Raw genomic sequence first — 13,361 nt, 5'->3', positions numbered from 1 at the left:
GGGCGCCTGATGTAGCGGCGCCCCGATGTTGGGGCGGTTTACGAAAGTACCGCGAATGAAAACCCAGAACAGCATGTCGTTGCTGCGTGGAGCTCTGCAGGACGCGGTCGACGCGTTGCAACGGTGTCGTGCTTGCGACATCCCAGAGAGCCACATTGAAGACTTCGTGCTGCTGGACTGGCTCACCTGGGAAGGTGGTGGCCTGAAACTGACGACCACCGGCGAGAACGTCTGCCGGCAGGTGGACACCCGGGCTGTGGCCGGGGTGCATCGGATGCGTTCTTGAGCGCAGTGGTTGAGATCAGCGATTGAATGAAGCCCCGCTAGCGGGGCTTTTTTGTTTCAACCGGGGATGCGTGAGCGCCCATGTGCGGTGCTGAAGGACGGGCCGAGAGACCGTCTACCGGGGCGTACAATGAGCGCATCAGTACCCGTGAAATCGCCAGAATGGCCCCGCATACCGGAGTCTGTTCTTGTGCCGAGACGCACGCGATCATCAGAGAAGCGCTTGATCTCTGTGGTGGCTTGACTTCGTCGTCACCTTCCCTGAGCTCAAGGATCAGCATGGCCAACGACGACGAACGGGCAGACCCACAAGAGCTGCGTATCGAGAAAGGCCATCTGGGCTTTCCGGTGGTAGGGATTGGGGCATCGGCCGGGGGCGTGACCGCCCTGAGGCAGCTGTTCAGCGGCATGCCGGCCGATTCAGGCATGGCCTTCGTTGTGGTGATGCACCTCTCTCCGGATCATGAGAGCTCGCTCGGGCCGATCCTGCAGGGTGTCTGCAAGTTGCCTGTCATGACTGTCGAGCGGTCGACGCCCATCGAACCGAACCGTGTCTACGTGATATCCCCAGCGAACAAGCTGGCGATGTCTGATGGTCACTTGCGCGTCAGTGCAATGCAAACCGTCGAAGGCCGGCGGGGAACCATCGACCTCTTCTTCCGTAGCCTCGCGCAGGCGCACTGGGAGCGGGCCGTCTGCGTGGTCCTGTCGGGCATCGGAAGCGATGGGTCGCAGGGCTTGAAGCGGATCAAGGAGCTCGGCGGGGTGTCCATCGCCCAGAGCGCCGAGGATGCGGAGTTCGATGGCATGCCCCGCAGCGCGGTCTCGACGGGGTTGGTGGATTTCGTCCTGCCCGTGGCCGAGATCCCCGGGAAACTGGTGGAACTGTGGGAGAACGCCAAGCGCATCGAACTCCCGACGCCGCCGCGTGACCTTGAGGTTCGGCCCGTGGCGGCGGATGAACAGCACCTGGCCGAAGAGGCGCTCGTGTCCATCAAGGCATTGCTGCGTGAGCGCACCGGCCACGACTTCTCTCGCTACAAGCGCGCCACCGTCCTGCGCCGCCTGGAGCGGCGGATGCAGGTGCATGCGTTGCCTGACCTGCCGAGCTACAGCCGCCTGCTGCAGGCAGAGCCCAAAGAGACGCAGGCGCTCTTGCAGGACATGCTGATCAGCGTGACCAATTTTTTCCGCGACCCGGACTCGTTCGCCGCGCTGGCCGCCACGCTGGGCAAGTACCTGGCCGGTCGTGACACCGATCAGCCCTTCCGTGCCTGGATCGCGGGCTGTGCCACGGGCGAGGAGGCATATTCAGTCACCATCCTTCTTCGTGAACTTCTGGGGCCTGCGGCTGCGATACAGGTCTTTGCCTCCGACATCGACAAGCGGGCGGTGGCGGCAGCACGGACCGGGGCCTACCCGCCGTCCATCGCCACCGATGTGTCGGCGGCGAGGCTGGCTGAGTTCTTCACGGATGGCATGCACGAGTTCCGGATCAACAAGGCCATCCGTGACTGTGTCGTGTTCTCGGCCCACAACGTCCTGAGCGATCCGCCGTTCATCAAGATGGACCTCATCTGCTGCCGCAATGTCCTGATCTACCTGGACCGCGCGGCGCAGGCCCAACTGCTGCAAAGCTTCAATTTCGCGCTCAATCCCGGTGGGCTTCTGTTCCTGGGCTCCTCGGAGACGGCCGATCTGGTGGATGGCCTGTTCGTGGTCCAGGACAAGCGTCACCGCATCTACCAGGTCAACACGACGACGCGGCTTGCCGTCGAGTTGCCACCCGTGCCGAACCTGCAGCATCTCCATCCGCTCGCGTCGATGCCGGAAAGGGCTGTTGCCAGCCTGAACAGGCCACCGCTGGAGATGCTGCATGAGCGTGTGCGTGCCAACCATGCACCACCCTCGGTGCTGGTTGACGCCGATGACACGGCGCTCCAGGTCGACGAGCGCGCGGCCCACCTGCTCCGGCTTCCCGCCGGGGCTCCTTCGAACAAGCTCACGGCCCTGGCCCGCCCCGAACTCCGGGCGGACTTGCGGGCTGTTCTGTCACGAGCCGCGAGAACGGGGCGCAGCGTCGAGTCACGGCGGATCCAGCTGGTGGTCAATGGCCAGGAGCGCTTCGTTCGCATCACGGCACGTCCTGCGCTGGACGAAAGCCCTGGTGGGCTGTTCCTGGTGACCTTCGACGAGTCTGAAGAGACGATGGCCCCTGGTGAAGAGCAAGTGCCTGATCGCGACCCGGTGATCGAAGCACTCGAGGCTGATTTGCGCAGGACGCAAGATGAGCTGCGCAGCACACGGGGCGAGTCGGCGGCATCGACCGAAGAGCTGCGAGCGTCCAACGAAGAGCTGCAGACGATCAACGAGGAGCTGCGTTCGACCACCGAGGAACTCGAGACCAGCCGGGAGGAGCTGCAAGCCGTCAACGAAGAGCTCTCCACCGTCAATGCGGAGCTGGGGCTCAAGATCGAAGAGACCGGCAAGGCCAATGACGACTTGCAGAACCTGATGGTATCGGCCGAGATCGGCGCTGTCTTCGTCGACAGTGAGATGCGCATCAAGCGCTTCACGCCCCAAGCCGCGACGCTGTTCAACCTGCGCCCCGCAGACGTCGGGCGGCCGCTGTTCGACATCACCCACCGGCTCGACTACCCTCAACTGGCCGCGGATGCCAGCCAGGTCTTGCGGGACCTCCGCCGTGTGGAGCGTGAGGTCCGAAGCTCCGATGGGCGCTGGTTCCTCACGCGCGTCCTGCCCTACCGCACCAGCGAGGACCGCATCAGCGGTGCCATCTTCACCTTGTTCGACGTGTCTTCGCGCCGGGCTGCCGAAGAACGCCTGCGCTTGAGTGAGCAGCGGATGCGGCTGGTCGCGGACAGCATGCGCGACTACGCCATCATCACGATGGACGAAGCCGGCACCATCTCATCGTGGAGCCCCGGTGCAGAACGCGTTTTCGGCTACACCGCCGAAGAGGCGGCAGGCAAGCTGATCGATTTCATCTTCACCCCTGAAGACCTGCTCTCGGGCATGCCCCGCGACGAGATGCGCAGGGCCCAAGAGCAGGGCAGGGCCGAGGACGACCGGTGGCATGTGCGCCAGGATGGACAAAGGATCTTCTGCAGCGGTATCACGACGCCCCTGATCGATGGCGGCCTGGTGGGTTATGCCAAGATCGCACGAGACTTCACCAGCACCGAACTGCGAGACAGGCGGCAGCAGGCGGCACTGATCGAAGAGCGCACCGCGCGGGAAACGCTGCGCAAGGCCGGTGCCATGAAAGATGAATTCCTGGCGGTGATGTCCCATGAGCTGAAGAACCCGTTGGCGGTCATCCAGGTCAGCGCACAGTTGCTTGAGCGGCTGCCTGGTTTCAGCGCGGAGCCCAGGGCGGCGCGGGCTGCCGGCGCCATCAAGACGGCCGTTGCCAGCCAGGCACAAATCATCAACGACCTGCTGGAGCTGTCACGCGTCAGCACGGGCAAGGTGGTTCTGGCGCCCTCAATGGTCGACCTGCCGGGACTGATCCGCAATATCGTCGACGCCGTGGGCCCCGAGCTCGCCGCAAAGGGCCAGACCCTGGAGGCCGAGCTCGCGGAGCCACTGATTGCCATGGTGGACCCGGTGCGCATCGAGCAGATCGTGTGGAACCTGCTGACCAACGCCATCAAGTTCACCCCGCTGCGTGGTGATATCCGGCTGAGCCTGACGATCGATGGCGACATGGCCAAGTTGACCGTGGCCGACTCGGGCGTGGGCATCGAGCCGGCGCTGCTCGGTGACATCTTCGAGATGTTCCGGCAGGTGGACACAGGCACCAGCCGAAGCAAGACAGGTCTTGGGATTGGCCTGGCCCTCGTGAAGCAACTGGCTGAGCTTCATGGTGGAAAGGCCGATGCCACCTCGGAAGGCCCGGGGCTCGGGTCTCAGTTCCATGTATGGCTACCTCTGTCTGGTGCCGGCGCGAGCGCAGGAACAACGCCCCAGGCCGACCAGCGCCAGCTGGAGGGCTTGCGCATTTTGCTGGTGGATGACGAGCTCCTGCTTCTCAGCGCCTTCACGGATCTGCTCAAGCTGGAGGGTGCCAGCGTCGTGGCCGTCAATACGGCAGTGCGTGCGCTGGACACCGCGCGCAGTGAGACATTCGACGTGGTGGTGTCCGACATCGCGATGCCTGAACGCGATGGCTACTGGCTTGCCCGGCAGTTGCGCGCTGCCGAAGAGACGCGCCGCGTGCCGATGGTCGCGGTCTCCGGCATGGCGCGCGAGGCTGATCGCTTGAAGGCCCTGGAAGCCGGTTTCGACGCACACATCGGCAAGCCGCTCGAGTTGGACGCATTGAGGATCACCATTGGTGATGCCATGGCCCGTTACAGAGATGCGTGAGTCAGCCGTCCAGCATCTCAAGGCATGGACGTGGCGGTGCCGCTCGTCAGGGCGCAGGCGGCTCCTGCGAGGCCAAGCGAATGAGCTGGTGATAGAAGCGCACCAGCTCCATCAGGTTGGCGGTCGATATGCGCTCGTTCGTGCCATGAAAGCGCGGCAGGTCCTCAGGCTTTGCGCGCACCGGTGAGAACCGGTAGATGTGATCGCTGATGGGCGCAAAGTGCCGCGAGTCGGTGGCGCCGATCATCAGGCCTGGCGCCACGACCGTGCCCGGAAACAGCGAGCGCACCGTCCGGTTGATCAGGCCATAAGAGGGCGACTGGGTTGGCGAAATGGCCGAGGGCTCTGCACTGCCGGGCAGTGCGGTCAGCTCGAAGCCATCGCCCGCTTTTGACTTGACGTGCTCCATCACGTGGGCGCGCGTGTCGCCCGGCACCAGCCGGAAATTCACCGTGGCATGGGCCTCACCGGGCAGCACGTTGTCTTTTTCTCCGGCGTGCACCACGGTCAGCGCGGTGGTGGTCCGCATCACGGCGTTGGTGCTGGCCTTTTTCTCGAGCTGGCGCTGCACCATGGGGCTGAACAGCCACAGGTTCGACAAGGCCACGCGCTGAAAACCGCTCATCTCAGGTGCGATGGTCTCGAACATTTCCTGCGCCACGCCGCGCAGGCTGGCGGGCAACTGCTCGTCATCCAGGCGCCGCAGGGCGGTACTCATCATCGCGATGGCGCCGTTGCCCTGCGAGGGCATGGAGGAGTGGCCGGGCGTCGCCGATGCCTTCAACTCGACCGAAAGGTAACCTTTTTCTGCGATGCCGATCAGGGCCACGGGCTTGTCGATGCCAGGCATCACGCCTTCGGTGATCAGCAGACCTTCGTCGATCACGAAATCCAGTTTGACACCGCGCTGTTGCAAGACCTTGACCACTTCCAGCGCGCCGCGAAGGCCGCTGACCTCTTCGTCGTGGCCGAACACCAGGTAGATGGTCTGCTTCGGCCTGAAGCCTTCGGTGATGAGCTGCTCGATGGCGGCCAGTTGCGACACCAGGTTCGATTTGTCGTCCCAGGCGCCGCGGCCCCACACAAAGCCGCCCTTGACGACACCGGCGAAGGGATCTTCCTGCCAGTGCTGCTCGGTGCCCGGCGCGACCGGAACCACGTCCTGGTGCGCCATCAGCGCGATGGGTTTGAGGCTGGAGTCTGTGCCTGCCCAGGTGAACAGCAGGCTGTACTGGGAGATGGCTTCGCGCTTGAGCGTGGCGTGGACGCGTGGAAAGCGCTGCGCGAGGAAGGCGTGGAACTGTTGGAACTGTTCTGCGGAGGCATCCGCATGGTCGCGGTCTGCGATGGTGCGGAAACGGACGGCACCCGCCAGCGTGTCGGTGATGACCTGCTCATCCAGTGTGATGGCTGGCGCAGGCGGCACGGAGAGCTGCTGAGATCCATGACGCAGCGTGTTGATGGCCACCACTGCGGCCAGCAGCACCACCAGGGCCATGAGGGCCAGGAGCATTCTTTTCAGCACAGCATCTCCTTCACCTTGCGGACCAGGTCCGCCAGGTCGAATGGCTTGGTGATCAGTGCCATCCCGGCATCCAGCAGCCCGTTCGCTCCCACGGCGTTGGCATCGGCATAGCCGGTCACGAACAGCACCTTCATCGTGGGGCGCAGGGCCAGCCCGGCATCCGCCAGCTGCCGCCCATTCATGCCGCCGGGCAAGCCCACGTCGGTCACCAGCAGGTCCACCTTGTCCTGGCCTTGCAGCACGCGCAGCCCGGCGGCCCCATCTGCCGCGATGATGACGCGGTAGCCTGCATCCTCCAGCACCTCACGGAACAGGTCCCGCAGGGTGTCTTCGTCTTCCACCAGCAGCACGGTTTCACCCTGGCCGGTGGGCGGGGCCTCAGCCACTTGCCGCGCCGCATCCTCTTGGTCGGCTGGGCCGATGTGGCGAGGCAGGTACAGGCTGATGGTGGTGCCATGGCCTACCTTGGAGTCGATGTGGACATGGCCGCCGGACTGGTGGACAAAGCCGTGCACCATGGACAGCCCCAGGCCCGTGCCCTGGCCCAGCGGCTTGGTCGTGAAGAATGGATCGAACACACGTGCCAGCACCTCGGGCGGCATGCCGGTACCGTGGTCGATGATGTCGATCTGGACATGGTCACCCGGAGGCATCTTTCGCTCAACGGCCAGGCGCGTGTCCACCACCTCGTTGTGGGTGGCCAGGGTGATGGTGCCGCCGTTGGGCATGGCGTCACGGGCATTGATGCACAAGTTGAGCAGCGCGTTCTCCAACTGCGGGGCATCGACGCGGGTGCCCCACAGGTCGGGCGCCTGGGCCAGCACCACCTGCACCGACGGCCCGACGGTACGCTCCACCAGGTCGGCCATGCCTGTCATCAAGCGATTGACATCGGTGGGCCGTGGGTCCAGGGTCTGGCGTCGCGAGAATGCCAGCAGACGCTGAGTGAGCGCCGCTGCGCGTCGCACCGATCGTTCGCCGACCTCCAGGTATCGGCCCAGGTCGTCGAGCTGACCGGCCGCCGCGCGGATCTTCATGACCTGCATGCTGCTGCTGATGGCGGCCAGCAGGTTGTTGAAATCGTGTGCAATGCCGCCGGTCAGCTGGCCGATCGCCTCCATCTTCTGGGATTGGCGCAACGCTTCCTGCGTCTCGGCCAGCGCTCTCTGCCGTGTCTTCTCCGCGCTCACGTCGCGGGCGATGCAGTAGACCTTGCCGTCTTCCGGCACCGCCACCCAGGACAGCCAATGCCAGGCGCCATCCTTGGCGCGGTAGCGGTTCTCGAAGTGCAGCACCGGTTGCTGGCGCTCGAAGGCCTCAGCCCAGGCATCGAGGGAGGCGGACAGGTCTTCGGGGTGGACCAGGCCACGAAAGCCCTGGGTGGCCATCTCTGCCTCTGTCCAGCCCAGCGTCTTGTGCCAGGCAGGGTTGGTGGTTTCGAAGTGCCCGTCCGCAGTGATCACGCAGAGCAACTCGGGGCTGACATTCCAGGCCTTGCCTCGCGACAGGGTGCGCTCGATCACGCGCTGCTCAAGCTCAGCATTGAGTTCGCGCAGGTTGGCTTCGGCCGCGACGTGGTCCGTGACATCGTAGCCGCCGACGAAGATGCCCTCCACCCGGCCCGCCGCGTCGCGGATGGGCTCGTACAGCAGGTTGATGTAGCGGTGACCATCTTCTCTGTCGAGGGTGACTGGCAGTGCGTCGCCCCGGAAGGGCTGACCGCTGGCATAAACCTCGTCCAGGATCTCGTAGAAGCCTTGGCCGGTCAGTTCGGGAAACAGTTCGCGCACGTTGCGACCGATGAAGTCGCGCGGGCCGGCGATGTCGACATAGGCCTCGTTGACGAACTCGAACACATGGTCAGGCCCGCGCAGCACGGCGGCGAAGCCGGGCATCTGCCGCAGCAAGGCCTGCAGTCGTTCGCGCTCGGCATGTCCGCGTTGCCGGGATTGCACCTGGGTGGTGGTTTCCACCACAGTGTCGAGCATGCCCACGACCGTGCCGTGTTCATCGAACACGGGGCCGTAGTTGAAGGTGAACCACGCGTCCTCCAGGATGCCGCTGCGATCGACGCGCACGAGGTAGTTCTCGATGAAGGTGGATTCGCCGGCCAGGGCTTTGGCTGCAATGGGTGACAACTGGGTCCAGGCCTCTGCCCAGATCACATGGAAAGGCTGGCCAAGCGCCTCCGGCTTGGAGCCCATCAGAGGCCGGAAGGCATCGTTGTAGATGGCGATGAGCTCCGGGCCCCAGAACAGGCAAGACGGGAAGCTGGACGCGAGGATCTGGTCCACGGTGATGCGAAGCGCGGCAGGCCAGCCAGAGAGGGGCCCCAGGGGGGTGGCCGCCCAGTCGAAGGCTCGTACCCGCTGGCCCATCTCTCCACCGCCTGCTGCAAAGGATGAAAACAATGATGTGCTCATGGTGAGCGGCCATCATAGGGGAAGCGTTGGCCGCATCGCGGCGTCGTGGATTGTCTTGGTTGCTTGTTTATAGTATAAATTGTTTATACTATTTTCAGGAATTGCCGTGACCTCTGCCACCAAAGCCAAAGACCCAGCCATTGCAGCACCTTCGCAGGCGCCCGTTGTAGCGCCTGTGTCAACCAGGAAGGCCGCTCCTGCGGCGCGCAAGACGGCCGCCAAGAAGGCGCCGAAAGCTGCGGTGAAATCCGTTGTGAAGCCTGCAGTGAAAGCGCCTGCCAAGAATACGGTAGACGAGAAGTTGCAGCCTGCCAAGAAGCTCAAGCACAAGCTTGTGCGAGACAGCTTCACCATGCCAGGCAATGACTTCCAGCTGATCGACCAGCTCAAGCAGCGGGCACTCGGTTTCAAGCGACCCGCCAAGAAGAGCGAACTGCTGCGCGCGGGGCTGCATGCCCTGGCCAGCCTCAGCGACGCCAGGCTCAAGGTGGCGCTCGATGCACTGGACCCTTTGAAGCCGGGGCGTCCACGCAAGACACCTGTCTGACGATTCTGCGTGCCACGGGCCACAGAGCCCGGCACTGGGCAACGGGCATTGAGCCGGCCCCTTGCTCACGGAAAGCATCACTGAAGGAGTGCACCGTGAAAGAACTGGAACTCAAGCTCATCGTGCCGGCCAGGAAGCGCCAGCGCGTGATGAAGTCCTTGCAGCTCGACACAGCCCCCAGCGTCGAACTCGAAGCACGCTACTTCGACACCCCGGATGACAAGCTCGGCCATGCGGGACTGTCGCTGCGCATTCGGCGGGAGGGCGGGGCCTGGGTCCAGACCCTGAAAGCCGCCGCCGACAGCCCGGCCCGGAGGTTTGAACACAACGTGGCCTTGGAGAGCAAAGGCGGACTGACCCGTCCTGATTTGTCCAGACACAGGGACAAGTCCGTGACCAAGGCCTGGCGTGAAGCCCTGGGTGGTGCCGGGGACATGGCCCGGCTCGAGGAGCGCCACCGCACCTGTGTCACGCGTCATGCCATGACGCTGGAACTGGGTGACGAAGTGGTCGAAGCGGCTTTCGATCTGGGGCACATCGAATCCGGCGGGCGCCGTATTCCGGTTTGCGAGCTCGAACTGGAACTCAAGGAGGGGGCTTCTGTCCGTGAGATGTTTGCCCTGGCCAATCGCCTGGTCCAGACCCATGGCCTGTGGCTCAGCACCTTGAGCAAGTCGACCAGAGGCGCGGCGCTGGCCCAGGCGCAGGGGGCGCCTGCGGACAAGGCCACGCCGGTTCACTTCAAGCCAGGCGCGAACTCCGGCCAGCAGTTCCGCGCCATGATCAACAACTGCCTGGCGCAGATCATGCCCAACGCCAGCCATGTGGCGGCGGGCCATGACGACGCCGACCACGTCCACCAGCTTCGCGTGGGCATTCGCAGGCTGAGGACGGTGTTGAAGGAAGCGGCGGCAGGGCTCGAAGGCCGCCAGCAGGATTGGGAACCCGTGCTGCGCAAGGTGTTCAGGGAACTGGGCGCCTACCGGGATCAGGAAGAGGTGCGCAAGGCCGTGGAGCCCCGTCTGGCGGCGGTGGGCGCCCCCTTGGTGGCGCCGCGCACATCGGTCGGTGATGTGCCGCTGCCCCAGGTGGCTGTTCGCGATGCCGCCTTCCAGGGTGTGTTGCTCGATCTGCTGGCCTTTTCGCTCGAAGAAGGGCGGGGCGCGTCCGGTGAAGCGCGCAGGCTGCTGCGCAAGCGCATCGGCGCCTTGCACCGCAAGGTGGTCGATGATGGAAGACGCTTCCCCGAGCTTGACGTTGAACGGCAGCACAGGGTACGCAAACGCCTGAAGCGGCTGCGTTACATCACCGAGCTGGCGCAACCCCTGTTCAGCAAGCGGGCGGTCGAGCGCTATCTGCAACACCTTCGCCCAGCGCAGGATGTGCTGGGTCAGCACAACGACGAAGCGGTGGCCCTGCAGGGGTTCCGCGACACGGCCAGCAAGGATGGGCGCGCCTGGTTTGGTGTGGGTTGGCTGACGGCCACCCAGGCGCAATCGGCCGCGCAATGCAAGAAGGCCATCAAGGAGATCCAGGGCGCAGCCCATTTCTGGTGATGCTGCCGGCTGCCTGCATCAAGGCATAGAACAATACGGGTCATGAACCTCACCCGATACCGCGCCGAAGTCCTGGCCGGCCTGACCACGTCCTTCGCCCTGGTGCCCGAATGCATCGCGTTCGCGCTGGTGGCTCAGCTCAACCCGCTGATGGGCCTGTATGGGGCCTTCATCATCTGCACGCTGACCGCCCTGCTGGGAGGGCGTCCCGGCATGATCTCTGGCGCAGCCGGCTCGATGGCCGTGGTGATCGTGGCGCTGGTGGTTCAGCACGGTGCGCCATACCTGCTGGCCACGGTGCTGCTGGCCGGCGTCCTCATGATCCTGTTCGGCGCCTTGCGCCTGGGCAAGCTGGTGCGCATGGTGCCGCACCCGGTGATGCTGGGCTTCGTCAACGGGCTGGCCATCATCATCGCCCTGGCCCAGCTCGAACATTTCAAGGTGGGAGAACACTGGTTGGAGGGACCACCCCTGTGGCTGATGCTGGGCCTGGTCGCCTTGACCATGGCCACGGCCTACCTGCTGCCTCGCTTTACGCGCAGCGTGCCGCCTGCACTGGTCGCGATCCTGGGCGTGGGCCTGCTGGCCAACGTGCTCGATCTGCCCACCCGCACCCTGGGCGACATGGCGCACATCGCTGGTGGCCTGCCCAGCCTGGGGTTGCCCAACGTGCCCTGGACACTCGACACGCTGCGCATCATCGCGCCTTACGCGGTGTTGATGGCGCTGGTAGGCTTGCTGGAAACACTGCTCACCCTGAACCTCACCGACGAGATCACCCAGAGCCGTGGTCGCACGAACCGCGAGTGCGTGGCGCTGGGCGTGGCCAATGTCGCGTCGGGCCTGGCTGGCGGCATGGGCGGCTGCGCCATGATCGGGCAGACCGTGATCAACCTCAATTCCGGCGGACGTGGCCGCCTGTCAGGCGTGGTGGCGGGAGTGATGATTCTGCTGTTCGTGCTGTTCCTGTCGCCCTGGATCGAGAAGATCCCATTGGCCGCCCTGGTGGGCGTGATGTTCGTGGTGGCGCAGCAGACCTTCGCCTGGGGATCCCTGAGGGTGTTCAACAAGGTGCCGCGCAGCGATGTGCTGGTGATCGTGGCCGTGACGGTGATCACTGTGTTCACCGATCTGGCCATGGCCGTGCTCTGCGGGGTGGTGATCGCTGCGCTGAACTTTGCCTGGCAACATGCCCGCGAGCTGTACGCTGATCAGCATGCCGAGCCTGATGGCAGCAAGCTCTACCAGGTGCATGGCACCCTGTTCTTCGCGTCAGTCAAGCCCTTCCTGGGCCTGTTCGACGCGGCGGGTGATCCACCACAGGTGACGCTGGATTGCCGCCACCTGAGCTTTGTAGACTATTCGGCCATCGAGGCGCTCACCACGCTGCGAGACCGTTACGCCAAGGCCGGCAAGCACCTGCGCGTGGTGCACCTGTCAGACCGCTGCAAGCAACTGCTCAGGCGTGCGGGCCTCTCGCATGGGGCCTGACGGCCGTCGGTAGCGGTCCAGAGGCATGGGACGCAACCGATCGATGGGGCAGGTACCGCGCTTAAATCGCCCCCACGCTTCCCGTCACAGGCAGAACAATCCCGGTGATGTAGCCCGAGCATACCGGGGCCGCGAGGAACACATAGGCTGGAGACAGCTCTTCGGGCTGGGCGGCACGTTTCATGTCCGTGCCCTTGCCGAACTCCTTCACCTTGTCGGCCGGTGAGTCGGCGGGGTTCAGCGGGGTCCACACCGGGCCCGGTGCCACGGCGTTCACCCGGATGCCCTTGTCGATCACGCTTTGCGCCAGCGACTTGGTGAACGCATGGATGGCGCCCTTCGTGGTCGAGTAATCCAGCAACTGGGGACTGCCCCGCAGGCCGACCACCGAGCCCGTGTTGATGATGCTGCTGCCTTGGCGCAAGTGGGGCAGGGCGGCACGTGCCATGTACATGTAGCCCAGGATGTTGGTGCGGAAGGTCTCGTCCAGGCGCTCATCCGTCAGGTCTTCCAGCGAAGCAGCATGCTCCTGGAAGGCGGCGTTGTTGACGAGGATGTCCAGCTTGCCGAAGGCCTTGACCGATTGGTCGATGGCCTGCTTGCAGAAGGCTGAATCCTTCACGTCGCCGGGGATCAACACGCAGCGGCGGCCTTCCGCCTCGACCGCACGTTGGGTGTCCTGAGCGTCCTGGTGTTCGTTGAGGTAGACAATGGCCACATCCGCCCCTTCGCGGGCGAACAAAACGGCCACGGCCCGGCCGATGCCGGAATCGCCGCCCGTGATCACGGCCGTCATGCCTTTCAATTTCTCACTTCCCAGGTAGTCGGGTGCCTGGTACTGAGGCTCCAAAGCCAGCTCCTGCTCGTTGCCTGGTTTGGCCTGGTGCTGTGCAGGCAGATCCGTGGGCTGGAAGCGCGAACCGGCTTGTACCCCCGGCTTGTGTTTCGACTCGTTGCCTGATGGCTGACGCGCTTCGTCCGCGCGGTCTTGTTCATGCTGGATGCGGCGGTGTTTTTCAGCAGTCCTGTCGGCTGCCTCCTCGGCGGCGCGTGGGGTGATCTTGGAGTCTGCGGTCGTGGGCATGCGGGGCTCCTTTCTGATGCATGGATCGTTTCACTGCCAGCAGCAGGTGGTGTGCCTG

General features: G+C 64.5%; 8 protein-coding genes. 5 read left to right on the top strand and 3 right to left on the bottom strand.

All coding sequences use genetic code 11. The annotated features are described in order from the left end of the window. The first annotated feature begins 55 nt into the window (after window positions 1–55). Both EIP75_RS09480 and EIP75_RS09475 read left to right on the top strand, forming a co-directional pair. A complete protein-coding gene (locus EIP75_RS09480) occupies window positions 56–286 on the top strand; it encodes a hypothetical protein (RefSeq protein WP_125243014.1) in 231 nt (76 codons plus the stop codon). An 80-nt stretch (window positions 287–366) separates the two neighbouring features. Then, window positions 367–4,677 (top strand): chemotaxis protein CheB, encoded by a 4,311-nt coding sequence (locus EIP75_RS09475; RefSeq protein ID WP_233584775.1) that lies wholly within the window; start codon window positions 367–369, stop codon window positions 4,675–4,677. 46 nt (window positions 4,678–4,723) lie between these two features. On the opposite strand, the gene EIP75_RS09470 is transcribed toward EIP75_RS09475, so the two are convergent. After that, on the bottom strand, window positions 4,724–6,190 hold the full coding sequence (locus EIP75_RS09470; RefSeq protein ID WP_199758541.1) for a M20 family peptidase: 1,467 nt from the start codon (window positions 6,188–6,190) through the stop codon (window positions 4,724–4,726). A gap of 5 nt (window positions 6,191–6,195) precedes the next feature. Next, entirely contained in the window at window positions 6,196–8,625 is a 2,430-nt protein-coding gene (locus EIP75_RS09465) for a PAS domain-containing hybrid sensor histidine kinase/response regulator family protein (RefSeq protein WP_199758540.1), read from the bottom strand. 265 nt (window positions 8,626–8,890) lie between these two features. On the opposite strand from EIP75_RS09465, the gene EIP75_RS24515 reads away from it, so the two are divergent. The 3 genes from EIP75_RS24515 to EIP75_RS09450 all read left to right on the top strand — a co-directional run bounded on the left by EIP75_RS24515 (window position 8,891) and on the right by EIP75_RS09450 (window position 12,219). After that, on the top strand, window positions 8,891–9,172 hold the full coding sequence (locus EIP75_RS24515; protein WP_233584774.1) for a hypothetical protein: 282 nt from the start codon (window positions 8,891–8,893) through the stop codon (window positions 9,170–9,172). Window positions 9,173–9,267: 95 nt separating this feature from the next. Continuing rightward, a complete protein-coding gene (locus tag EIP75_RS09455) occupies window positions 9,268–10,728 on the top strand; it encodes a CYTH and CHAD domain-containing protein (RefSeq protein WP_125243012.1) in 1,461 nt (486 codons plus the stop codon). A gap of 42 nt (window positions 10,729–10,770) precedes the next feature. Further along, window positions 10,771–12,219 (top strand): SulP family inorganic anion transporter, encoded by a 1,449-nt coding sequence (locus EIP75_RS09450; protein WP_125243011.1) that lies wholly within the window; start codon window positions 10,771–10,773, stop codon window positions 12,217–12,219. Window positions 12,220–12,280: 61 nt separating this feature from the next. Here EIP75_RS09450 and EIP75_RS09445 read toward each other — a convergent pair whose 3' ends face one another. After that, window positions 12,281–13,303: an SDR family oxidoreductase gene (locus EIP75_RS09445; RefSeq protein WP_125243010.1), complete on the bottom strand. Its 1,023-nt coding sequence runs from the start codon at window positions 13,301–13,303 to the stop codon at window positions 12,281–12,283. Between the last annotated feature and the right edge of the window lie 58 nt (window positions 13,304–13,361).

The sequence above is a fragment of the Aquabacterium soli genome (assembly GCF_003933735.1).
Taxonomy (GTDB): Bacteria; Pseudomonadota; Gammaproteobacteria; order Burkholderiales; family Burkholderiaceae_C; genus Aquabacterium; species Aquabacterium soli.
The sequence above is the reverse complement of the archived record's forward strand: the minus strand, read 5'-3'. Positions and strand labels throughout refer to the sequence as shown.

Bases quoted from the DNA above. Each gene is read 5' to 3' on its own strand.
- EIP75_RS09480 (WP_125243014.1), top strand. From the start codon at position 56: ATGAAAACCCAGAACAGCATGTCGTTGCTGCGTGGAGCTCTGCAGGAC.
- EIP75_RS09475 (WP_233584775.1), top strand. From the start codon at position 367: ATGTGCGGTGCTGAAGGACGGGCCGAGAGACCGTCTACCGGGGCGTAC.
- EIP75_RS09470 (WP_199758541.1), bottom strand. From the start codon at position 6,190: ATGCTCCTGGCCCTCATGGCCCTGGTGGTGCTGCTGGCCGCAGTGGTG.
- EIP75_RS09465 (WP_199758540.1), bottom strand. From the start codon at position 8,625: ATGAGCACATCATTGTTTTCATCCTTTGCAGCAGGCGGTGGAGAGATG.
- EIP75_RS09450 (WP_125243011.1), top strand. From the start codon at position 10,771: ATGAACCTCACCCGATACCGCGCCGAAGTCCTGGCCGGCCTGACCACG.
- EIP75_RS09445 (WP_125243010.1), bottom strand. From the start codon at position 13,303: ATGCCCACGACCGCAGACTCCAAGATCACCCCACGCGCCGCCGAGGAG.